This window comes from Delftia sp. BGA-UO-ETr-SB1 (genome assembly GCF_059567865.1).
Genome location: NZ_JCAQOW010000005.1, coordinates 1,248,230 through 1,270,858 on the forward strand (window position 1 = coordinate 1,248,230; position 22,629 = coordinate 1,270,858).

Below are 22,629 nucleotides of genomic sequence, written 5' to 3' on the forward strand. Positions count from 1 at the left end.
CCGCACAACGGCCCTGTCCAGAATTGGCAGGCCATGATGCCCTCACCCAGCCAAATCATCGTCTTCGCCACGCCGGCCTTTTTGCTGCTGATCGCGCTGGAATGGGGCGTGAGCCTGTGGCGCGGGCGCAATGCCTACCGGCTGGCCGATGCCGTCAGCTCCATCAGCCTGGGCATGCTCAGCCAGACCAGCGCCGTCTTCACCACGCTGCTGCGCGTGGGCCTGTACACGCTGGCCTTCGAGCACCTGGCGCTGTGGCGCAACGATGCCTTCTGGACCAGCATTCCCGGCTGGCTGCTGGCCCTGCTGCTCTACGACTTCTGCTACTACTGGCTGCATCGCATGGGCCATGAGGTGGCCGTGCTGTGGGCAGCCCACGCCGTGCACCACCAGAGCCAGGACTACAACCTGTCGACGGCGCTGCGCCAGACCAGCTCGGGCGCGCTGCTGGGCTGGCTGTTCTACCTGCCCATGGCGCTGGCCGGCGTGCCGCCGCTGGTGTTTGCCATCGTGGGCCTGATCGATCTGCTCTACCAGTTCTGGGTCCATACCGAGCAGGTGCGGCGCCTGGGCTGGTTCGACCGCTGGTTCTGCGCGCCCAGCAACCACCGCGTGCACCACGCCGTCAACGACGCCTACCTGGACAGGAACTACGGCGGCATCCTCATCGTCTGGGACCGCATGTTCGGCACCTTCAAGCCCGAGGACGACAGCGAGCCCTGTGTCTACGGCACGCGCGGCCTGCTGCAAAGCTGGGACCCGCTGTGGGCCAACGCCGTGGTGTACCGGCAACTCATCCATGACAGCTGGCATGCGCGGCGCTGGAGCGACAAGCTGCGCGTCTGGCTCAAGCCGCCCGGATGGCGCCCTGCCGATGTGGCGCAGCGCTTTCCCAGGCCGGCCTTCGACCTGGACGCGCACCGCGTGCTCTACGCACCGGGGATGGAGCGCGGCCTGCGCTGGTTTGCGGGACTGCAGTTCGTGGCGCTGATCGCCGGAGTGTCGCTGTTTCTCTGGCATGCCGACCAGTCCTCGACGGCCCGCAATGCACTGTGGTTTGCCGTGCTGCTGGCCTGCCAATGGGCGCTGGGCGCAGCCATGCAGGGTCGCATCAGCCTGTGGCTGGCACTGGCCATCGAGGCCGGCGCACTGGCCACCGCCACCGCCGCGCTGGACATGCTGCACTGGCACTGGCTGTTCAAGCCGCTGACCATGGTCTTTGCGCTGATCGCCGTCATGCAGCTGTGGCGCGGCAGCACGGCCTTCTCGGCACTGGCGAAACCCGCGCGCGGCGCCTGCTGGCTGGCCGCGGCACTGGCGGCATCCCTGGCGGGCGACGTGTTCCTGATGCTGCCCGATCTGTTCATCCCGGGCCTTGCCAGCTTTCTGCTGGCCCACCTGGCCTATATCGTGCTGCTGCGCCAGGACGCCCCCTGGTTTGCACACCGGCCCTCGCTGGCCGCCACGCTGGCCCTGGGCGCGGGCATGTATGCCGTGCTCTGGCAGGGCGGCCTGCCCGCCGCGCTGCGCCTGCCCGTGGCCGCCTATGTGCTGGTCATTGCGCTGATGGTGGCCCAGGCCCTGGGCCGCGCGCGGCATCTGGGCGGCAAGGCGGCCTGGCAGGTGGCCATGGGTGCCTGCTTCTTCATGGCCAGCGACTCGCTGCTGGCCATCAACCGATTTGTGCAGCCCTTCGACGGCGCGCAAGCCGGCGTGCTGTCCACCTACTACACGGCGCAACTGCTGATCGTGCAGGGCTGGCTGGCCCGTGGCGCATCGACATCAGGGTTGACCCGAAGCAGCTCGCAAGGCACAATCGAGGGATCGCATTTTCAGGAGTCCTCCGTGGACAGTGCCAGTTCAACCAGTGACAAACAGCGCGCCGCAATGGCTTCGCTGCTGGCTGACTGACCGACTCCTGTGATGGGAGCGGCCATGTCGGTCGGCTTCCATCCATTGCTGCGTTTCCCCTTGGATCTTCGCGCCGCCTGGCGCTGCAGTGGCGCCTGGCCTGCATCAGGCACGCCGCTCCTGCACCGAAGATTCCAATGGCTGTTGATCACTGACCGCGTGCCCGTGTGGCTGCCATCGAGCAGCGCCCGGCCCACGCTGCTTGACGGCCCTGCCTACGGCGGTCTTCCTGGTTCGCCAAGGAGAAAGCCATGTCCACACCGTTCGTCCGCCCCGCAATGCAACGCCTGCAGCCTGCCACTGCCGCGCCCTGCCCCGGCGCCACCGGCACGCGCGTGGCTGCCTCCCAGGCAGCAATGCAGGCCAAGGCACAGGCACAGGCACAGATGCAAGCCCAGGCCCCTTCGGCCATGGAGCACGCCATGCACCTGGACCTGCAGACCCACTGGCCCACGCACCGCATCCGCAGCTTTCTGAGCCTGCAGCCGCGCTGAACGCGCGCCGCAGCCTTGTCCGCCCCATCGTCAGAAAGGAGCTCCCCCATGGACCCCGATCCGAGTCGATCTTGCCCTGACCCCTCCGATACGGTCCGGCCGCACATGCCTGCGGCCCTTCCGCCTCATCCCAAGGCCCCGGCCGGGAGACCCGCGCACGTCCATTGACGGATAGGTGCCGGGCTTCCTTCGGCCGCAACGAAAGAAGCCCGCCATGCAACACGTCATCACCGCGCTGCGCACCACGCCGGCAACCACGCCCGCCACAGCACCCGTCTCCGCGCGCGCCAGCCACACCTCCCGCGCCAGCACCCTGCAGCTGGCCCTGCAAGCCGCCATTGCGGCGCGCCACACCGGACAACTGCACGCCCTGCTGCAGCAACACGGCCCCGATCTCTTCGCCCATGCCCTCGTGGCGCTCACGCAGCGCCAGCAGGCCGACGTCCTGTCCCTGCTGGCGGCGCAGGAGCGCGCCGAGGTCTACCGCCATCTGCCTGCCCATGCGCGGCGCCAATGGCTGCAGTCGGCCACCGTGACCCGCCCGCCGCTGCGCCGCCGCCTGCTGTGCGCCTGCCAGCGCAACTGGCACTGGCTGCGCGCCACCCTTCGTTCGAGCCAGGCCTGAGCCGCCAGGGAGGTCACCATGAAAAGCCTCAAGCACCTGTTCCAGGCGTTTCTGCGCAGCCGCCACGCCCTGGGGCTGTTCCGGCGCAATGCCCTGCCCTCGGGCACGGCCGTGCACCACTCGCGCTCGGTATCGCCGACCCTCACGCGCGAGCTGCTGCGCGCCTCGCGCGATGACATCGCCGCCGTGCTGGCGCGCACCGGCTCCAGCGAGGACGGCCTGACCCGCGAGCAGGCCCGCGCCGCGCTCACGCGTTTCGGCCCCAACGAGGTCGAGCACGAAAAGCCGCTGCCCGGCTGGCTGCACCTGTGGTACTGCTACCGCAATCCCTTCAACCTGCTGCTGACGCTGCTGGCCGTGGTCTCCTACGCCACCGAGGACATGAAGGCCACGGTCGTCATCGCCTCCATGGTGCTGCTGTCCACGCTGCTGCGCTTTGTGCAGGAAGGCCGCTCCAACCGCGCCGCCGCGCGGCTCAAGGCCATGGTTAGCAGCACGGCCACGGTGCTGCGCCGCAATGGCGGCCCCACGGCGCCGGCAGATGCCGACTCCGCAGACGCCCCGCACAGCGGCTTCGGCCAGCAGGCGCGCCGCTACGAGGTGCCGCTGCGCGAGGTCGTGCCCGGCGATTTCGTGGTGCTGTCGGCCGGGGACATGATCCCTGCCGACTGCCGCGTGCTCAGCGCCAAGGACCTGTTCGTGAGCCAGTCCACCATGACCGGCGAATCCCTGCCCGTGGAAAAGCGCGCCGACGCCAGTGCATCGAATGGCACTGGCGTGCTGGATGCCAGCAACCTGCTGTTCATGGGCACCAACGTGGTCTCGGGCACGGCGCTGGCCGTGGTGCTGGCCACGGGCAACCGCAGCTATTTCGGCACCATTGCCACGCGGGTGACCTCCAACGACCGCGCGCCCACGGCCTTCGAGACCGGGGTCAACAGCGTCAGCTGGCTGCTGATCCGCTTTGCGGCGGTGATGGTGCCCGTGGTGCTGTTCATCAACGGCTACACCAAGGGCGACTGGGCCGAGGCCTTCCTGTTCGCGCTGTCCGTGGCCGTGGGCCTGACGCCCGAGATGCTGCCCATGATCGTGACCTCCACCCTGGCCAAGGGCGCCGTGGTGCTGTCGCGCCGCAAGGTCGTGGTCAAGCGGCTGGACGCCATCCAGAACTTCGGTGCCATGGACGTGCTGTGCACCGACAAGACCGGCACGCTGACCCAGGACCGCATCGTGCTGGAGCGCCACACCGACGCCTTCGGCCAGCCCTGCGACGAGACGCTGCGCTTCGCCTACCTCAACAGCCACTACCAGACCGGACTGAAGAACCTGCTCGACCATGCCGTGCTCGAGCATGTGGAGCTGCACACCCAGATGCGCGTGGCCGAGGACTACCGCAAGGTCGATGAGATCCCCTTCGACTTCGAGCGCCGCCGCATGTCCGTGGTGGTGGCCGAGCGCAACCACCACCACGAGCTGATCTGCAAGGGCGCGGTCGAGGAGATTCTGGGCACCTGCACCCGGCTGCGCGAAGGCAACGGCACGCGCCCGCTGGACGAGGAGCAACTGGCCCGCGTGCGCCGCGTGACGCGCGAACTCAACCGCGAGGGCCTGCGCGTGGTCGCCGTGGCCATGAAGGAAGTGCCGCCGCACAAGAGCGACTACGGCGTGGCCGACGAGTCGGAGCTGACCCTGATCGGCTACATCGCCTTCCTGGACCCACCGAAGGAAACCACGGCCGAGGCGCTGGCCGCCCTGGCCGCGCACGGCGTGGCCGTCAAGCTGCTGACCGGCGACAACGAACTGGTGGCCGCCAAGGTCTGCCGCGATGTGGGGCTGCCTGCAGACCACATCATCCTGGGCACGCAGATCGAGCACATGAACGATGAGATGCTGCGCCAGACCGTGGAGCGGCACCAGCTGTTCGCCCGGCTCACACCGCTGCACAAGGAGCGCATCGTGCATGCGCTGCGCGCCAACGGCCACATCACCGGCTTCATGGGCGACGGCATCAACGACGCCCCGGCCCTGCGCGCGGCCGACATCGGCATCAGCGTGGACAGCGCCGTGGACATCGCCAAGGAGGCGGCCGACATCATCCTGCTGGAAAAAAGCCTGATGGTGCTGGAGCAGGGCGTGATCGAGGGCCGGCGCACCTTCAGCAACATGCTGAAGTACATCCGCATGACGGCCAGCTCCAACTTCGGCAACGTGTTCTCGGTGATGGTGGCCTCGGCCTTCATCCCCTTCCTGCCCATGCTGCCGCTGCACCTGCTGGTGCAGAACCTGCTGTACGACCTCTCGCAGATCGCCATCCCCTTCGACAACGTGGACGACGAACTGGTGCGCCAGCCGCTGCGCTGGAACCCGGCCGACCTGGGCCGCTTCATGGTGTTCTTCGGGCCCATCAGCTCGCTGTTCGACATCCTGACCTTCGCGCTGATGTGGTTCGTCTTCGCCGCCAACACGCCCGAGCAGCAGACGCTGTTCCAGTCGGGCTGGTTCGTCATCGGGCTGCTCACGCAGACGCTGATCGTGCACATGATCCGCACGCCCAAGATCCCCTTCCTGCAAAGCCGCCCGTCCTGGCCGCTGCTGCTGGCCACGGCGGCCGTGATGGCGGCCGGCATCTTCCTGCCGATGGGGCCGCTGGCCGGCTACTTCAAGCTGCAGGCGCTGCCTGCGGCCTACTTCCCGTGGATGATTGCCATATTGCTGGGCTACGCTTGCCTGGCGACGCTGCTCAAGCGCGTCTACATCCGCCGCTACGGCTGGCAGTGACGCACCCTTCAACGCCCCTTCAACCCATTCACCAGGAAAGCCCGGAACCCCATGCAGGCCCTGCAGAACCTCAACCCCGGCGCCATGCTGGACACCTTCGTCAGCCTGACCACGGCCTTCGTGTTCGGCGCCCTCATCGGCCTGGAGCGCCAGGTGCGCCAGCGCACGGCAGGGCTGCGCACCAACACCCTGGTCGCCGTGGGCGCGGCCGTCTTCGTGGACCTGGCCGTGCGCCTGGGCGGGGCCGAGGGCGCCACGCGCGTGGTGGCCTACGTGGTCTCGGGCGTGGGTTTCCTGGGTGCGGGCGCCATCATGAAGGAAGGGGCCAACATCACCGGGCTGAACACGGCGGCCACGCTGTGGGGCTCGGCCGCCGTGGGCGCCTGCGCGGGCGCCAGCCTGGTGGCCGAGGCGGGCCTGGCCACGCTCTTCGTGCTGGCCAGCAACACCTTGCTGCGCCCCGTGGTCAACCGCATCAACCGCCGCCCGGTGGATGACGAATCCACGGAGTCGACCTACTACGTCTACGCCATCTGCCACCGCGGCGCCCAGGGCGATGTGCGCGAGCAGATGCTGGAGCTGCTGGAGAACGCCAGCTACCCCGTGCGCGGCGTGGAAACACACGCCTTCGGCCCGCAGGACACGGAGATCGAGGCCATGCTCTACGCCACCTCGGTGGACTCCGACGAGCTGGACCGCGTGATCGCCGCCATCGAGGCCCTACCCGGCGTGCTGCAGGCCTTCTGGAACGCCGGCACGGAGGAATGAGTAGGGGTATCACACAGTCCTAGATCTAGGACACCGAGGAAGGGCCGCCCCGCACCGAGGGTGTCGTCCCACTCCCGCGAAGCGAGAGAGGGGGAAGCGGCACAGCCGCTCAGGGGGTGTCTTTTTCCGGCACCGGCAACCCGAGATGGCGGTACGCCGCCTGGGTCGCCATGCGCCCGCGCGGCGTGCGCTGCAAAAAGCCCTGCTGGATCAGGTAGGGCTCGATCACGTCCTCGATGGTGCCCGCTTCCTCGCCGATGCTGGCCGCGATGTTGTCCAGGCCGACGGGGCCGCCGTCGAAGCGGTGCACCACGGCCTCCAGCAGCTTGCGGTCCATGATGTCGAAACCCTGGGGATCGACATCGAGCATGGCCAGCGCGCGGTCGGCCAGCTCGCGCGTGATGCTGCCGTCGCCGCGCACATCGGCATAGTCGCGCACGCGGCGCAGCAGGCGGTTGGCAATGCGCGGCGTGCCGCGCGAGCGGCGCGCGATCTCGAAGGCGCCCTCGTCGTCAATCGGCGCGTTCAACAGGCCTGCACTGCGCCGCACGATGCGCGCCAGCTCCTCGGCCGTATAGAACTCCAGCCGCGCCACGATGCCGAAGCGGTCGCGCAGCGGGTTGGTCAGCATGCCCGCGCGCGTGGTCGCGCCCACCAGCGTGAACGGCTGCAGGTCCAGCTTGATGGAGCGCGCCGCCGGCCCCTCGCCGATCATGATGTCGATCTGGTAGTCCTCCAGCGCCGGGTAGAGGATTTCCTCGACCACGGGCGACAGGCGGTGGATCTCGTCGATGAACAGCACATCGTTGGCCTCGAGGTTGGTCAGCAGCGCCGCCAGGTCCTTGGGCTTTTCCAGCACGGGGCCGCTGGTCTGGCGCAGGTTCACGCCCAGTTCGGCCGCGATGATGTGCGACAGCGTGGTCTTGCCCAGGCCCGGCGGGCCGAACAGCAGCACATGGTCCAGCGCCTCGTTGCGCTTGCGGGCCGCGCCGATGAAGATCTCCAGCTGCTCGCGCGCCTTGGCCTGGCCCACGTACTCCTGCAGCAGCTTGGGGCGCAGCGCGCGCTCCATGGCCTCTTCCCCGCGCGAGACCGGCGCTGCCGAAATCATGCGCGGCTTGTCCGGTGCCTTGTCGGGCGCAAAGCCCCCCTGCGGAAAGCCGCCCTGCCCGAAATCGTCGGTATGGATGCTCATGCGCCGCTCACTTGGCCAGCGCCTTCAGCGCCAGCTTGATGCCTTCGGTCACGCCCACGTCGGGCGGCAGCTTCTTGAGCGCGGCGGCCGCATCCTTGTCGGAATAGCCCAGCGCCATCAGCGCCTGCACGATGTCGTTCTGATCGTTGTTCACGAACAGCGACTGCGCGCCCGTATCGGCGCCGATCTTGCCCTTGAGCTCCAGCAGCAGGCGCTCGGCCGTCTTCTTGCCGATGCCCGGCACCTTGACCAGGCGGCCCACCTCCTGCAGCGTCACGGCCTGGGCCAGGTCCTCCACGCTCATGCCGCTGAGCACCGACAGCGCCATGCGCGGGCCGATGCCGGTGATCTTGATCAGCTCACGGAACGCCTGGCGCTCGCTGTGCGTGCCAAAGCCGTACAGAAGCTGCGCATCCTCGCGCACCACGAAGTGCGTCAGCAGGCTGACCTTGGCCCCACTGGCGGGCAGGTTGTAGAAGGTGCTCATGGGCACCTGCACCTCGTAGCCCACGCCGCCGCAGTCCACCAGCACCTCGGGCGGGTTTTTTTCCAGCAGCGTTCCTGTCAATTTGCCTATCATTGGTGTCCTTTGCCGCCCTGGGGGCGGCTTTTCATGCCCGTCCGCAACCGAACGCCGGCCCATTCACAGGGTATGGCACCACGCCCTCGCGCTGGCCGCCGCCCGGAATCTCTGGAATTATCCGCGTGATCCTGCGCCACACCTTCACACCCCACGACAACAACCGGTTGAGCCACGTCTGCGGCCCGGCCGACGCGCACCTGCGCACCATCGAGATCGCAATGGGCGTCAAGATCGCCCACCGCCACGAGCAATTCAAGATCGACGGCCCCAAGGCCAAGGCCAACGACGCACTGGAGCTGCTGCAGGCCCTCTACGAGATGGCCGACGACCCTATCCTGGACGACTCCCTGCAACTGATGCTGGCCGGTGACACCGAACTCATCGAGCAGCCCCAGGACGCCATCCAGCTGTCCACGCGCCGCCCCGACCTGCGCGCGCGCACGGCCAACCAGTCGGCCTACCTGGAGAACATCGCCCGCCACGACATCACCTTCGGCATCGGCCCGGCCGGCACCGGCAAGACCTACCTGGCCGTGGCCTGCGCCGTGGACGCGCTGGAGCGCAGCGCCGTGCAGCGCATCGTGCTCACGCGCCCCGCAGTGGAGGCAGGCGAGCGCCTGGGCTTCCTGCCCGGCGACCTCACGCAGAAGGTCGATCCCTACCTGCGCCCGCTGTACGACGCGCTCTACGACCTCATGGGCTACGAGAAGGTGCAAAAGGCCTTCGAGCGCAATGTGCTGGAGATCGCACCGCTGGCCTTCATGCGCGGGCGCACGCTGAACAACGCCTTCGTCATCCTGGACGAGGCGCAGAACACCACGCCCGAGCAGATGAAGATGTTCCTCACGCGCATCGGCTTCGGCGCCCGCGCCGTGGTCACGGGCGACGTCAGCCAGATCGACCTGCCCAAGGGCGCCCTGAGCGGCCTGATCGATGCCGAGCGCGTCTTGAAGCGCGTCAAGGGCATCGCCATCAACCACTTCACCAGCGCCGACGTGGTGCGCCACCCGCTGGTGGCCCGCATCGTGGACGCCTACGACGCACGCGGCCAGGCCCCTGCGCGCCGTGCCGCACCGCGCCTTGCCGCGCATTGATCCCGACAGCCACAGCAGACGCCCGCCCACGGGCGCTCCAAAGCACAAGCTCACGCCCACGCACTTCCCCATGTCCCTGAACCAACTGCAACTGTCCCTGCAATTCGCGCGCTTTGCCGAGGCGCCCGTCCACCGCGCCGTGCTGTCCCGCAGCAAGGTCACGCGCTGGATACGCCACGCCCTGGCCGTCGATGCCGAAATCACCGTGCGCATCGTCGATGCCGAGGAAGGCCAGCAGCTCAACCGCGAGTACCGGCAAAAGGACTACGCCACCAACGTCCTGACCTTCGACTACCAGCAGGAGCCCACGGCCATGGCCGACCTGGTGCTGTGCGCCCCCGTGGTCGAGCGCGAGGCGCGCGAGCAGAACAAGACGCTGGAGGAGCACTACGCCCACCTGCTGGTGCATGGCACGCTGCATGCCCAGGGCTGGGACCATGAAACCAGCGAGCAGGACGCCGAGGAAATGGAAGCCTACGAGACCGAGATCATGGTCGAGCTGGGCTTTGCCGACCCCTACGCCAAGTAGGGCCCGCGCGGGCCTCAGCGCGCCGTATCGATGACGACCCGGCCGCGCACCTGGCCGGCAAGCAGCCTGGGCGCCAGCGCAACCGCATCGGCCAGGCCCGCCTCTTCGGTATTGCGCTCCAGCACCTCGCGCGGCAGTTCGGCGGCCAGCCGCGCCCAGGCCTGCTCGCGCCGCGCCTGCGGCGCATAGACGCTGTCTATGCCCAGCAGCGACACGCCGCGCAGGATGAACGGTGCCACGGAAGCCGGCAGGTCCAGCCCCTGGGCCAGTCCGCAGGCCGCCACGCATCCGCCGTAGCGCAGGCTGGCGCACACATTGGCCAGCGTATGGCTGCCCACGCTGTCCACGGCCGCCGCCCAGACCTCCTTTTGCAGCGGCTTGCCCGGCGCATCCAGGCTGCTGCGCTCCACGATCCGCGCCGCGCCCAGCGCCTTCAGGTGCTCGGCCTGTTCGGGCCGCCCGGTGCCGGCGTGCACCTCGAAACCCAGGCGCGACAGCAGGGCCACGGCAATGCTGCCCACGCCGCCGTTGGCCCCCGTCACCAGCACCGGGCCGCTGGAGGGCGTGATGCCATGCGCCTGCAGCGCCATCACGCACAGCATGGCCGTATAGCCGGCCGTGCCTATGGCCATGGCATCCCGTGCGCTGAAGGCCTCGGGCCGGCGGATCAGCCAGTCGCCGTTCACCCGCGCCTGCTGGGCGAGCCCGCCCCAGTGGGTCTCGCCCACGCCCCAGCCGTTGAGCAGCACGGCATCGCCGGGCTGGAAACGCGCGTCCTCGCTGTCCAGCACCGTGCCGGCCAGGTCGATGCCCGGCACCATGGGGAACTGGCGCACCACGGGCGAGCGCCCCGTGATGGCCAGTGCATCCTTGTAGTTGAGCGTGGAATGCGAGACGGCCACGCGCACCGCGCCGGCGGGCAGGCTGGCTTCGTCCAGCTCCACACACTCGGCACGGGTTTCACGCGGTACGGGTTGGGTCAGCAGCAAGGCTTTGAACATGGGGTCTCCAGCAAGGCAGTGGCAAAGGAATCCAAAGGCAATCAGGACTGCGGCGCGCCCAGCACGCCGCTGCGGCACAGGCGGGCGATGGCCTCGTCCGCCATCCCCAGTTCCCGCAGCAGCGCGAGATTGCCATCGCCCAGGACGGGGGCCGGCGCACCCGGCAGGGGCTCGGCATCCATCCACCGGAACCCCAGCCCCGGAGTGTCCACCGCAGCGCCGCCGGCGCCATAGCTCACAGGTGACACGGTGCCGGCAGCGCGGGCCTCGCCCAGGAATTCACCCAGGCGCCGCACCCTGGCGGCAGGCACGCCCACGGCGTTGAGCCGGGCTTCCATGTCCCGTGCGCTGCGTGCGGCGAAGGCCTCGGCCAGGCATGCCTGCAGGCGCTGCAGCGCGGACGCATCGCGCGCGGCGACAAAGCCGCCCTCGGGCGCGTTGAAGGCATCGAGGTCGAGCAGCGTGGCGTCCTCGCACAGGGCATCGAGCTCCAGCACGCTGGCGAGCCTGCGGAACTGCTGCGGCGTGTTGGCGGCCGTGGACAGCCAGCCGTCGGCGCACCGGTAGGTGTCGGCCGCCGGGCTCCCCGTATAGCCCCGGTTGCCCACGCGCCGAGGCTCCACGCCATGGGTGAGATAGGTACAGGCATGCGGGTACATCAGCATCAGCGAGGCCTGCAGCATGGAGGCATCGATGTGCTGGCTGCGCCGCTCGCCAGGCGCCCGTGCGTTGCGCTGGTGCAGGGCCGCCGTGACCGACAGCGCCCCCAGCATGCCCACCGCCACGTCGATCACGGGAAAGCCCACCTTCACAGGCGGCGCTTCCTCGTCGCCCCCCGCCATCATCATCATGCCCGTGAGCGCCTGCACCACATGGTCATAGGCGCCCCGCCCGGCCCACTCGCCCTGCTGGCCAAAGCCCGAGATGGAGCAGTACACCACGTCGGGACGCACCGCCCGGATGTCCTCGTAGCCCAGGCCGTGGCGCGCCACCACGCCGGGGCGGAAGTTCTCGATGAACACATCGGCCGTGCGCGCCAGGGCACGCACGATGTCCGCGCCCTCGGGCTGGCGGATGTCCACCGCCAGCGAACGCTTTCCCGCATTGAGCGCCACGAAGCCCGAAGGCATGCCACCCCCGGGCTCGCCGGGCGCCCGGCTGTTGCGCATGACCTCGCCACGCGTGGGCTCGACCTTGATGACCTCGGCCCCGAGCTGGGCCAGGTAGTGCGAGGCCAGCGGCCCCGCGATCACGTGCGACATGTCGATGACGCGCACTCCTTGCAGCGGCTTGTCCATACCCGTCTTGCCTTTCCCTGGTTCAACTGTTGGCGGTGATGCCGGCCAGCTCGATGATGGCGGCCCACTTGCGGTTCTCGCTGCGCACGAAATCGGCGAAGGCCTGCGGCGAAGCGCTGGCCGTGGCCTCGTTGCCGACAGCCTCGAACGAGGCGCGCAGCGCTGGCTGGGCGGCGGCCTGGCGCACGGCGGCGTGCAGGCGCTCGACCACGGCAGGGGGCGTCCTGGCCGGAGCCCACAGCCCGAACCAGGACTCCTGCACCGCCAGCTCGCTGCCCAGCACCTCCTGCAGCGTGGGCACCTCGGGCAGCTGCGCCAGGCGCTTGCGGCTGGTCACCGCCAGGGCCCGCAGCTTGCCGCCCTGCACCTGGGGGATGCCGGTGCCCGCCACCGGAAACGCATACTGCGTATCCCCGCGGATCAGCGATGCCGCAATCTCCACCGATCCCTTGAGCGGTATGTGCGTGACCTGCAGGCCCGCCAGCGAGGCCAGCGTGGCGCCCGCCAGATGGGCCGAAGTGCCTATGCCGCCCGAGCCGTAGTTGGCCTGCGCCGGCTGGGCCTTCAGCCCCGCGATCAGCTCCCGGGCCGTGCGCCAGGGCGCATCGGCACGCACCACCAGCACCGTGGGCGACGAGGCCAGGTTGCTGACGGGCGTGAAGTCGCCGATGGGGTCGAAGCGCAGGCCCGGCTGCAGCAGCTTCTGGATCAGGTGGGTGTTGGAGCCCATCAGGCAGGTGTAGCCATCGGCGGGCTGCTGCGCCACATACTGCGCGGCCAGCACGCCGGCCGCGCCCACCTTGTTCTCGATCACGATGGACTGTCCCAGGATCTCCCCCAGCACCGGGCCGGCCTGGCGCAATTGCACATCAGGCCCCCCGCCCGCCGCATACGGGGAAATCACCCGCACCGGCCGGCTCGGAAAATCGCTGGCCCGCACCAGCGGAAGCGCGGCAGCCGCCAGGCTGCCTGCCAGAAAGACGCGTCTGTCCATGGTCCTGTCTCCTTGTCGCTTGTCGTCGTGGGGTCACGATAGAACGGCAGGCCCATTTCCAATAGTGATATGTTTGGATGGATGGCAAACCTCCGGTAATCACTCCACCCCCGGGAACATGCACGACTTCGACCCGCAACGCCTGCTGTCGCGGCTGCGCTTCAAGCACCTGCAGCTCCTGCTGGCCCTGCACCAGGGAGGCAGCCTGCGTGCCGCCGCCGGCCTCATGCATTTGACCCAGCCCGCGCTGAGCAAGGCCCTGGGCGAGATCGAGGCGGCCTTCGGCGTGACGCTGTTCCTGCGCAATGCGCGCGGGCTCGAACCCACGGCCCAGGGCGAGATCGCCATCCGCGGCGCGGCCATGCTGCTGGCCGAGCTGCGCCATCTGGGCAGCGAGACCGCCCAGCAACCCGCCATCACCTTGCTGCGCATCGGCACCCCGCCCTTCGTGGCACAGGGCTACCTGCCCGGAGTACTGGCGGACCTGGCCGCACAGCAGCCCCATGTGCGTGTACAGCTCAAGGAAGAGCGCGTGCCTTTGCTTGTGCAATGCCTGCTGGACGGCGAGCTCGACGCCCTCATCACCAGCTACCCCACCGAACTGCCCGAGGCTGCAGGCCAGCCGCTGCGCTACGAAAAACTGTTCGACACCGGCTTCACCGTCATCGCCCCGCCGGACCACCCTGCAGGCCACGCGCGCAGCAACCGCTGGGAGGAGCTGGCGCGCCAGCGATGGATCCTGCCCACGCGCAGCTCCATGCTGCGCCGCATGATGGAAGAGGTGTTCCGCCGCGAAGGCGTGATCGCGCCCACGCCCGTCATCGAATCCACCAGCCCCTTCACCAACCTGCAACTGGTCCGGGCCGGCCTGGGGCTCAGCGCCGTGCCCGACTCCACGCTGCAGGCCTCGCCCCGGTCGCTGGGGGTGCGCAGGGTGCATGTCACACCCGCCATCTCCATGGGCCCCGTGGCGCTGATCTACCGCAGCGCCGTCGCCAACCCACGCGTCGCACTGCTGCGCGCCACGCTGGGCCTGCCCGGCCCGGTGGTGGAGCCGCCCTAGTCGCCCGGTGGCCGCCACGCCGGCGCGATCCTGTCCTTTTGCGCAAAGCAGCCCTGACCCCGCCGCCATGCCGGTGCGACAGCCCGCCCGATGGTCCGGCACTAAGATCGGCCTCGACCTATAACACCGGCCTGGCCGCGCAAGGCCACGGCGGCCTGCCGATGCCCGGCTCCAGGAGGAGACAACACCCATGTGGGACATCGCACTGCTCATGAGCGCCGCCTTCGTGGCCGGCGCGCTCAATGCCGTTGCCGGGGGCGGCAGCTTCCTCACCCTGCCCGCCCTGGTCTTCACCGGAGTGCCGCCCGTGGCCGCCAATGCCACCGGCACCGTCGCCCTGCTGCCCGGCTACATGGCCGGTGCCTGGGGCTTCCGGCAGGACATGGAGCCGCCGCCCGGCCTGGGCATGCGCGGCGTGATCGTGCTGTCGCTCATCGGCGGCTCGCTGGGCGCGGCCCTGCTGCTGGTCACGCCCGACCACCTGTTCCGCAAGGTCGTCCCCTGGCTGCTGCTGGCCGCCACCGCCATGTTCGCCTTCGCGCCCCAGCTCAGGCGCATGGCATCACGCGGCAGCGCCGAGCATGCCGCCCATGCATCGCCCCTGAAGGCCGGCGCCGGCATGCTGGCCGTGGCCATCTACGGCGGCTACTTCAACGGCGGCCTGGGCATCCTGCTGCTGGCCCTGTTCGGCCTGCTGGGCCAGACAAGGCTGCATGCCATGAACGGCATGAAGAACCTGGTCTCCGCTCTGCTCACGGCCATTGCCGTCGCCATCTATGCGGCCGGCGGCGTCGTGCAGTGGGAGCAGGCCCTGGTCATGATGATTGCCGCCACCGCAGGCGGCTACGGCGGCGCCCGCCTGGCGCGCCGCATCCCGCCCGAATGGCTGCGCGCGGGCATCGTGCTGACGGGGCTGGTGATGGCGGGGGTGTTTTTCTGGAGGCAGTGAGGCCTGAAAGCTACTTCTTCGGCGCAGCACTCTGCGCTGACTTCGATACGCGCTTGCCTGTGGATTTTTCCGGCGTCGCCGCATCCGTGGCTGGCTGAGAGCCGCTCTGTGGCAGGGCCAGGGCTTGCGCAAGCGATTGCAACCGCTCTTCGATACGCTTCACGGTTTCCAGCGTTTCGTCACCGACGCGGGTATCCAGATTCATTTGCGAACTATCGCTGTCCATGCCCGAAACGCGCGGCGCCGCAAAGGTCTGCTGTAGCCGAGCCACGACCTCAGCAGTCATTGAGCGCCGGTTCTCTTCGGAAGCGGCATCCAGCAGATCCTTCAGCTCCTGAGGGATACGCATGTAGATGGTTGGGTCGTCGCGTGCCATCCGCGCACTTTGCCATGGAACACACTTGCCATTTTCTATGCACAGTGCATAGAATATTGAGTGCATAGATCGTGCATAGAAAGCCCGAGTCATTGAAGCGACGACAAAGGAATCGATATGGCTGCGTCACGGCACTCAACGAACAAGCCCTGCACGATGGACACCGCTGCCTGGCCCACCATGCAGCAAATGATCGCCCTGTCCATTGCCCGCGCAGAGATGGGGCTGGTTGCCCTGATCGAAACACGCTGTGCCGACATGGACTGGCATGACGCGGATGTAGAGGTGGACCTGGCCGCAGACCTGGCGCTGAACCACATCCGGCAAATTCGGCACAAGGTATTCGAGGACGCCAGCGAATTCGACAACGAGTGGTACCTCGCCCACGCAGCCATCGCCCTCGCCGCCAAGTCCTTCCGCCGGCCACAGAGCCTCTACGCCCGGCACCTGAAACTGCTCCTGCAACTGTTTGATGAAGCACCGTCCTTTGTGGAATACGCGGAGCATGGTCCGGAGGGCTGAATGCAGGCAGGCCTGTGCCGCATCCAGGGCAGTCGGCTTTCATGTGTCGAATGACTGGGCGGAAGTGGATGAAAAAAAGCGCCTTGCTTTCACAAGGCGCTTTCGCATTTCAATAGCCGGAGAGTGTCACTGCATCTGCTTCAGATTCCCGATGCGCACCAGCATTTCCGTGAACATCTGCATGTCGGCGCGCAGGTCGGGCAGTTCCTTGTATTCGAGCGCGTTGTGCGCCGTGTACTTCTTGCCGGGCATGGCGGGGCCGAAGTTGATGGCGTTGGGCATGAGCTTGGCCGTGGTGCTGCCGGCCGTGGGCACGGGCTTGGCGTCCAGGCCCGTGGTGTCGCCGAAGATGTTGAGCAGGGTGGACAGCCAGGCGCCCTTGGGGTCGCGCGCCATCCAGTTGCCCTGGGTGTATTGCAGGGTCAGGGGGACCTTGGCGGCCGCGCTCCAGCGGGTGATGCGTTGCTCGACTTCGGTGCGCAGTTGCTCGGGCGTCTTGCCGCGCGGCATGCGCACGTTGGTGGTGACTTCCAGCTTGCCGTCTGCCGCCTTGATGAGGTTGGGCGACAGGGTCAGCGGGCCCATGAAGTCGTCGGCATAGGCAACGCCCAGCTGCTTGCCGAAGTAGTCGAGGCCAAAGGCGCCGTTGATGTAGCGCAGGGCGTTGCTGTAGGCATTGGGCTGGACCAGGGCCACGCCATCGGTGGGCATGAGCACCTGCTGCAGGAACAGCGTCAGGCGCGGCACGGGGTTGACGCCTTCCTCAGGGCGCGAGCCGTGGGCCGAGGTGCCCGTGACCTTGACGGTGGCTGCAGTGCCGCTGCGCTGGATGTCGATGGTGAACGGCCCGCCCTGCCCTGCATAGCTGGTGGTGAAGTCACCCTTGGCCGCCTGCAGGCGTGCGGCGATGGCTTCGATGGCGGCTTCGTCGCCGGCCGTGATGGTGGCGGTGGCAGTCTGCGCAATGGCGTTGGCCGAGGCGGCGCCGGCCATGGCGGTGATGGCGGGCTGGGCGGGGTCGGCCTTCACGTCGTCGAATACGGCCTTGAGCGCGCCCGAGCCTTTTTCCGCGACGACGGCGGGGTACTTGCTGTCCAGCACGATGTTGTAGGCGGGCAGCGTGGTCTTGCCCTGGTAGTACTTCATGGCGTCGCCGCCGGTTTCCTCGGTGGTCTCGATCATGAGGCGTATGCCGCGCGACAGGGGCAGGCCACTGTCCTTGACGGCCTTCATGGCAAACAGCACGGTGGCGATGGAGCCCTTGTCGTCGATGGTGCCGCGCCCGTAGAGCTTGTCGCCCACGCGCGTGACCTTGAAGGGGTCGATGGCCTGGCCGTCCAGCACCCATTCGGCGGGAACGACGGGGACGACGTCTGCATGGGTGAGGATGCCGAATTCATCGGTGCCCGAGTTCGAGGCGCTCGCGGTGTTCGCAGGCAGGGTCGCCTCGAAGATGCGGTTGTCCACGTTGCGGTACTGCAGGCCGAAGTCCCTGGCCATCTGCTGTACCAGTTCGCCGAAGGCCAGGATGGCCGGGCTTTCATGGGGCGGCACCTTGGCATCGCGCACCGTGGGCAGGGCCACCATGCGCTCGATGCTGGCCAGCACCGCCTGCTCCTGCGTGAGCCGCGTGTACAGGCCCAGCAGGCGGGCGATGTGGTTGAGTTCATCCCCCGTGAGCGCGGCGCCTGCGGCATGGCGCTGCACGGCCTGGGCGATGGCAGGCTGCGCGGCTGCGGCCTGCTTCAGGAAGCTGGCGAAGTCGGTGGGTGCCGGCTGCGCCTGGGCCAGCGCGTCCAGCGCGGGCTTCCTGAGGGTGTCGGCGCCGGCCGCGCCGCTCCACGCCAGGGCCATGCTCATGGCAAGGGCCAGGGTGGAGGCTTTGAACGGATGGTTCTTCATGGTCGTCGGTCTGTCGATGAATGCTGAGGCCGCAAGAATACGGGCTTTGCAGGGCTTTTCCGGCCAGGACGTGCTCGCAGATCGCGCCAGAATCCGCCCCAGAACAGCAGGTCTGCGGCGCGCTATGCCGCGGTGGCCGGAGCTATCGACAGCGGAATGGTCACGGGCCCGTCGTTGAGCAGGTGCACCTGCATGTCGGCCCCGAAGCGGCCCGTGGCGACTTCCGGGTGCAGGGCGCGCGCCCGCTGCACGATGTAGTCATACAGGCGCTCGCCCTCGGCCGGTGGCGCGGCGCGCGTGAAGCTGGGGCGGTTGCCGCCGCCGGTGTCGGCCGCCAGCGTGAACTGGCTGACGATGAGCAGGCCGCCGCAGGCGCCCTGCCCGTCCAGGTCCTGCACGCTGCGGTTCATCTTGCCCGCGTCGTCGGCAAAGATGCGCAGCTTGAGCATCTTGGCCAGCAGCTTGTCGGCTTCGGCCTCGGTGTCGCCGCGCTCTGCGCAGACCAGGGCCAGCAGGCCGGGGCCTATGCTGCCGGCGACCTGGCCGTCGATTTCCACGCGCGCCTGTTTCACGCGCTGCAGGATGCTGATCATTGTTCGGGGTTCTTGTCGGTGGATGGGGAAGGAGTGTCCGCCTGGCCTGCCGCCTCGATGGCGGCTTCCATGGCGGTCTGCATGCCCAGCGGCAGCAGCTCGATGCGCGCATACAGGCCGGGCACGGCCTGCAGCAGTTCGGCCTCGATCTCGGTGCGCAGCCGCGCGGCGCGGGCCACGCTCCAGTCCCCGGGCACATGCATGTGCAGGTCGGCAAAGCTGCGCTCGCCGGCGCGCCGGCTGGAGATGTTGTCGAAGACCACGCCCTGCTCGCGGTGCGCATGGCGGTCCAGAACGGCGTCGATGCGCAGGCGCTCGGGCGCGTCCAGCGCCTGGTCCATCAGGCCCTGGGAAGATTGCCAGACCAGTTGCGCGCCCTGCACGCAGATGTTGAGCGCCACGCCGATGGCCACGGCCGCATCCAGCCACAGCCAGCCCGTGAGCGATGCGCCGATCAGGCCGATGACGACGCCGGCCGAGGTCCAGACATCGGTGAGCAGGTGGCGGGCATCCCCCTCCAGCGCCATGGAGCGGTGCTGGCGCGCCGAGCGCAGCATGGCCACGGCCAGCAGCCCGTTGAGGGCCGAGCTGACCACGGACAGCGCCAGGCCCCAGCCCAATTGCTCCAGCGGCTGCGGGTTCCACAGCCGCGCCAGCGCCGCCCAGGCGATGGCCAGGCTGGCGCCGATGACCAGGATGCCCTCGAAGCCCGCAGAGAAGTACTCGGCCTTGTGGTGGCCATAGGGATGATCGGTGTCGGCCGGCCGCTTGGCGATGGTGACCATGGTCAGGGCGAACACGGCACCGGCCAGGTTGACGAAGGATTCGAGCGCGTCCGACAGCAGGCCCACCGAGCCCGTGAGCCACCAGGCCAGGGTCTTGAGCACGATGGTCAGCAGCGCCACGACCACCGAGATGCGCAGCAGGCTGTGCGGCGCCATCCAGTCGGGTGCGTTGGCGGTAGATGGAGTGGACTCGGCCATGCTGCGCTGCGGTAGGTGGGGGTGCTGCGGATTAGACCACTGCCTGCGCGGGCCGCATGCCAGAATCCGCGCCATGAATGGATGGCAGCGATCAGCGGGGTGGGTGCTGGCCTGGGCCGTGGCCGCAGGCTGCGGCGCGGCCTGGCTGGCGCATGGGCGCCTGCAGTCGCTGCGCGAGGTCTTCGATACCGATGCCCGCATTGCCCACCGGCTGCTGAGCCAGCGCATGGTGCAGCACGATGCCATCCTGGGCACGCTGGCGCTGCTGCAGCCGCGCCAGCCCGCGCCCGACCAGGCCTCGTGGAAGCAGTTGCCGCGCCTGTATCCGCAGGTGCTGGATGTGGCGCGCCGCTCGGCCGCCGCAGGCGAGTCCTGGCCCGAGCCCTGGCCGCACGGCATGGCCGAGGCCGAGCGCCGCTCCCAGGCCAGCGGCCATGCCGAACTGGCCCTGGCCGATCTGGCCCGGGGCCGCCTGTACCTGGTGCAGGCCGGGCTGCCGGCCAGCTATGCATTGCTGCTGGACCTGCGCTCCACCATTCCCGCCGACGAATGGCCCATGCCACCGGCCACCAGCCCGGTGCGCGCCTGGCTGGCCCTGGGCGGGCAGGAATTCCTGATCCAGCCAGGCAGCACCGGCTCGCCAGGCTGGAACACATGGTCCTGGGAGGTGAGCAAGACCCTGGCCTCACCCAGCCAGCCGCTGGTGCTGTACCTGCGCCAGCCGCTGGACGCCTCGGTACTGCCCTGGACGGCCATGCTGGGCTGGGCCTTGGGCTGCGCGCTGGCCGTGGCCGCGCTGCGCGCCCTGCTGCGCCAGCGCGTGGCCCGCCGCCGCGCCGAGCAGTTGCTGCAGCTGGGCCAGGTGGCACGGCTCAATACGCTGGGCGAACTGGCCGCCGGCATGGCGCATGAGCTGAACCAGCCGCTGACGGCCGTGCTGTCCAACAGCCAGGCCGCGCGCCGCCTGCTGGCCGAGGACCCGCCCGAGATGGACGCCGCCCGCCAGGCCATGACGCAGGCGGCCGAGCAGGCCAAGCGTGCGTCCGCCGTGGTAGGCCGGCTGCGCCGCCTGGTGGAGCAACCGGGGCTTGCGCCCCAGGCCGAGCCGCTGGATCTGAACCAGGCCGTTGCCGAAGCGCTTTATCTGCTGGAGCCCGAGCTGCGGCGCCGCCAGGTCCAGGTCAAGGTGCAGATGAAAGTGCAGGCCGCCGATCTGCCCGCCGCCCAGGCCGACCCCGTGGCCGTGCAGCAGATACTGCACAACCTGCTGGTCAATGCGCTGCAGGCCATGCACGAGCAGCCGCCCGCAACACGCCATCTGCGGGTGGAGCTGGAACGACGCGACACCCGCCTGCTGGTGGCGGTGCAAGACAGCGGACCCGGCGTGGCGCCCGAGATGCGCCAGCGCCTGTTCACCCCGTTTGCCACGGGCCGCGCCCAGGGGCTGGGCCTGGGCCTGACGTTGAGCCAGAGCCTGGCCGAATCCATGGGCGGCAGCCTGGAGCTGGCCGCCTCGGGACCGGGCAGCGGAGCCCGCTTCGAGCTGCTGCTGCCTGCGGCGTGCGCCAGTGCATGCGCCAATGCATGCGCCAATGCATCCACGGCACGCGCTGCCCCCACCGCATCCACACCACCACCACCGAACCCATGACCGCCGCGCCTGCCCAAGACCTGTCCCCGCTGATCCATCTGGTCGATGACGACGAGGCCGTGCGCGACAGCCTGGCCTTGCTGATCGGTACCGTGGGCCTGCGCGTGCAGTGCTGGGCCGATCCGCTGGCCTTTCTCGAAGGGCTGGACCGCCAGGGCATAGGCGCCATCGTGATGGACGTGCGCATGCCCGGCATCGGCGGACTGGCCCTGCTGGGCCGGCTGGTGGAGCAGGGCGTGGACCAGCCCGTGATCATGCTCACCGGCCATGGCACGGTGGACATGTGCCGGCGCGCCTTCAAGGCCGGCGCGGCCGAGTTCCTGGAAAAGCCCGTGGACGACGAAGTGCTGATCGACGCGCTGCAAGGCGCCGTGCGCCAGCATGTGCAGTCGCGCGAACGCCAGCAGGCCGACCGCGATGCGCAGCAGCGCTTCGCCCAGCTCTCGGCACGCGAGCGCGAGGTGCTGGCGCTGATCGTGCAGGGCCTGACCAACAAGGAGATAGGCCGCAGCCTGGAGCTGTCGCCGCGCACGGTGGAAACGCACCGGGCCAACCTCTTCGCCAAGCTGGAGGCGCCCAGCCTGGCCCAGCTCATACGCCGCTACGCCAGCCTGGCGGACACGGCGGCAGGCGCCTGAGGCGCCACCTCCTCGCCCAGCAGCGCGCCTGGCTTCTCCGTATTTCTACGCAGCGCCGCGCGTAGCCGTCCGAATGGTGCGCGGCGACGGCATTTTCTACAGTGCATGCATGCCGTCCGGGCTTGTGGCCCGGGCCGTCCTGACCCCCAAGGAGAAGACCATGCAACGCCACGCCACCAAGCTCGCCACCCTCGCTGCCCTGACCCTGGGCCTGATCACCACCGCCGCCCAGGCCGAGGCCGTGCGCACGGAAAAGAACATGTCGCTGGAGCTGGCCAACCAGATCGCCGCACGCAGCGTGGCCGCCTGCGCCGCCGACGGCTATGCCGTCACCGCCACCGTGGTGGACCGTGCCGGCACCGTGCGCGCCGTGCAGCGCGCCGACAACGCGGGCCCCCACACGCTGGAGGCCAGCCGCCTGAAGGCCTATACGGCCGCATCGGCCAAGAACAGCACGCTGGCCATCATGGAAGGCGCGCAGAAGAACCCCGGCGCAGCCAACCTGGTGAACATTCCCGGCTACCTGCTGCTGGGCGGCGGCCTGCCGGTGAAGGTGGGCAACGAGGTGATCGGCGCCGTGGGCATCGGCGGCGCGCCCGGCGGCCACCTGGACGACAAGTGCGCCCAGGCTGCACTGGGCCAGGTGCAGGACGTGCTCAAGTAAAGAAGCCGCGCCGCACGT

The 22,629-nt window shown here is 68.9% G+C and carries 22 protein-coding genes; 13 read left to right on the forward strand and 9 right to left on the reverse strand.

Annotated elements, in window-relative coordinates; all coding sequences use genetic code 11:
- The first annotated feature begins 36 nt into the window (after positions 1–36).
- From AC57B5_RS15820 to AC57B5_RS15840, 5 genes are all read left to right on the forward strand, one after another.
- Positions 37–1,911, forward strand: a complete 1,875-nt coding sequence (locus AC57B5_RS15820; protein ID WP_496400117.1) for a lysoplasmalogenase family protein — start codon at positions 37–39, stop codon at positions 1,909–1,911.
- Positions 1,912–2,162: 251 nt separating this feature from the next.
- Positions 2,163–2,405, forward strand: a complete 243-nt coding sequence (locus tag AC57B5_RS15825; protein ID WP_123694200.1) for a hypothetical protein — start codon at positions 2,163–2,165, stop codon at positions 2,403–2,405.
- A gap of 214 nt (positions 2,406–2,619) precedes the next feature.
- Positions 2,620–3,030: a hypothetical protein gene (locus AC57B5_RS15830; protein WP_043780774.1), complete on the forward strand. Its 411-nt coding sequence runs from the start codon at positions 2,620–2,622 to the stop codon at positions 3,028–3,030.
- A gap of 18 nt (positions 3,031–3,048) precedes the next feature.
- Positions 3,049–5,808, forward strand: a complete 2,760-nt coding sequence (gene mgtA, locus AC57B5_RS15835) for a magnesium-translocating P-type ATPase (protein ID WP_496399891.1) — start codon at positions 3,049–3,051, stop codon at positions 5,806–5,808.
- A gap of 51 nt (positions 5,809–5,859) precedes the next feature.
- Positions 5,860–6,576: an MgtC/SapB family protein gene (locus tag AC57B5_RS15840; protein ID WP_012203158.1), complete on the forward strand. Its 717-nt coding sequence runs from the start codon at positions 5,860–5,862 to the stop codon at positions 6,574–6,576.
- Positions 6,577–6,685: 109 nt separating this feature from the next.
- On the opposite strand, the gene ruvB is transcribed toward AC57B5_RS15840, so the two are convergent.
- Positions 6,686–7,771, reverse strand: a complete 1,086-nt coding sequence (gene ruvB / locus AC57B5_RS15845; protein WP_496399892.1) for a Holliday junction branch migration DNA helicase RuvB — start codon at positions 7,769–7,771, stop codon at positions 6,686–6,688.
- A 7-nt stretch (positions 7,772–7,778) separates the two neighbouring features.
- A complete protein-coding gene (gene ruvA, locus AC57B5_RS15850) occupies positions 7,779–8,351 on the reverse strand; it encodes a Holliday junction branch migration protein RuvA (RefSeq protein WP_012203156.1) in 573 nt (190 codons plus the stop codon).
- 125 nt (positions 8,352–8,476) lie between these two features.
- On the opposite strand from ruvA, the gene AC57B5_RS15855 reads away from it, so the two are divergent.
- On the forward strand, positions 8,477–9,448 hold the full coding sequence (locus AC57B5_RS15855; RefSeq protein WP_012203155.1) for a PhoH family protein: 972 nt from the start codon (positions 8,477–8,479) through the stop codon (positions 9,446–9,448).
- Between the two features lie 70 nt (positions 9,449–9,518).
- Entirely contained in the window at positions 9,519–9,977 is a 459-nt protein-coding gene (gene ybeY, locus AC57B5_RS15860) for an rRNA maturation RNase YbeY (RefSeq protein WP_012203154.1), read from the forward strand.
- A gap of 14 nt (positions 9,978–9,991) precedes the next feature.
- Here ybeY and acuI read toward each other — a convergent pair whose 3' ends face one another.
- Genes acuI through AC57B5_RS15875 form a run of 3 tightly spaced genes read right to left on the reverse strand, consistent with a single transcriptional unit; the run spans position 9,992 to position 13,270 of the window.
- Complete coding sequence (gene acuI / locus AC57B5_RS15865) at positions 9,992–10,978, reverse strand: acrylyl-CoA reductase (NADPH) (RefSeq protein WP_012203153.1); 987 nt, start codon at positions 10,976–10,978, stop codon at positions 9,992–9,994.
- A gap of 41 nt (positions 10,979–11,019) precedes the next feature.
- Entirely contained in the window at positions 11,020–12,276 is a 1,257-nt protein-coding gene (locus AC57B5_RS15870; protein ID WP_496399893.1) for a CaiB/BaiF CoA transferase family protein, read from the reverse strand.
- A gap of 22 nt (positions 12,277–12,298) precedes the next feature.
- On the reverse strand, positions 12,299–13,270 hold the full coding sequence (locus tag AC57B5_RS15875) for a tripartite tricarboxylate transporter substrate binding protein (protein ID WP_013804299.1): 972 nt from the start codon (positions 13,268–13,270) through the stop codon (positions 12,299–12,301).
- 118 nt (positions 13,271–13,388) lie between these two features.
- Between AC57B5_RS15875 and AC57B5_RS15880 the strand changes: the two genes are divergently transcribed.
- Together AC57B5_RS15880 and AC57B5_RS15885 are read left to right on the forward strand one after the other, a co-directional pair.
- Positions 13,389–14,333, forward strand: coding sequence for a LysR family transcriptional regulator (locus AC57B5_RS15880; protein ID WP_099734737.1), 945 nt, complete (start codon positions 13,389–13,391; stop codon positions 14,331–14,333).
- A 190-nt stretch (positions 14,334–14,523) separates the two neighbouring features.
- Entirely contained in the window at positions 14,524–15,282 is a 759-nt protein-coding gene (locus AC57B5_RS15885; protein WP_012203149.1) for a sulfite exporter TauE/SafE family protein, read from the forward strand.
- A gap of 10 nt (positions 15,283–15,292) precedes the next feature.
- Here AC57B5_RS15885 and AC57B5_RS15890 read toward each other — a convergent pair whose 3' ends face one another.
- Entirely contained in the window at positions 15,293–15,658 is a 366-nt protein-coding gene (locus AC57B5_RS15890) for an Arc family DNA-binding protein (protein WP_496399894.1), read from the reverse strand.
- Between the two features lie 156 nt (positions 15,659–15,814).
- Here AC57B5_RS15890 and AC57B5_RS15895 point away from each other — a divergent pair, with 156 nt between their 5' ends.
- On the forward strand, positions 15,815–16,180 hold the full coding sequence (locus AC57B5_RS15895; protein WP_496399895.1) for a hypothetical protein: 366 nt from the start codon (positions 15,815–15,817) through the stop codon (positions 16,178–16,180).
- 126 nt (positions 16,181–16,306) lie between these two features.
- Here the strand turns inward: AC57B5_RS15895 and AC57B5_RS15900 are convergent, their stop codons facing one another.
- The 3 genes from AC57B5_RS15900 to AC57B5_RS15910 form a co-directional block, all read right to left on the reverse strand.
- Positions 16,307–18,082, reverse strand: coding sequence for a dipeptidase (locus AC57B5_RS15900; protein WP_496399896.1), 1,776 nt, complete (start codon positions 18,080–18,082; stop codon positions 16,307–16,309).
- Between the two features lie 122 nt (positions 18,083–18,204).
- On the reverse strand, positions 18,205–18,675 hold the full coding sequence (gene dtd / locus AC57B5_RS15905; protein ID WP_012203138.1) for a D-aminoacyl-tRNA deacylase: 471 nt from the start codon (positions 18,673–18,675) through the stop codon (positions 18,205–18,207).
- Positions 18,672–19,658 carry a cation diffusion facilitator family transporter gene (locus AC57B5_RS15910; RefSeq protein ID WP_180318173.1) on the reverse strand — a complete coding sequence of 329 codons (987 nt, stop codon included), beginning with the start codon at positions 19,656–19,658 and terminating at the stop codon, positions 18,672–18,674. The genes dtd and AC57B5_RS15910 overlap by 4 nt, the downstream gene beginning before the upstream one ends.
- 73 nt (positions 19,659–19,731) lie before the next feature.
- On the opposite strand from AC57B5_RS15910, the gene AC57B5_RS15915 reads away from it, so the two are divergent.
- From AC57B5_RS15915 to AC57B5_RS15925, 3 genes are all read left to right on the forward strand, one after another.
- Positions 19,732–21,309: a sensor histidine kinase gene (locus tag AC57B5_RS15915; protein ID WP_496399897.1), complete on the forward strand. Its 1,578-nt coding sequence runs from the start codon at positions 19,732–19,734 to the stop codon at positions 21,307–21,309.
- Positions 21,306–21,947: a response regulator transcription factor gene (locus tag AC57B5_RS15920; RefSeq protein ID WP_013804314.1), complete on the forward strand. Its 642-nt coding sequence runs from the start codon at positions 21,306–21,308 to the stop codon at positions 21,945–21,947. The genes AC57B5_RS15915 and AC57B5_RS15920 overlap by 4 nt, the downstream gene beginning before the upstream one ends.
- 160 nt (positions 21,948–22,107) lie before the next feature.
- Positions 22,108–22,611, forward strand: coding sequence for a GlcG/HbpS family heme-binding protein (locus AC57B5_RS15925; protein WP_207443714.1), 504 nt, complete (start codon positions 22,108–22,110; stop codon positions 22,609–22,611).
- Positions 22,612–22,629: the final 18 nt, after the last annotated feature.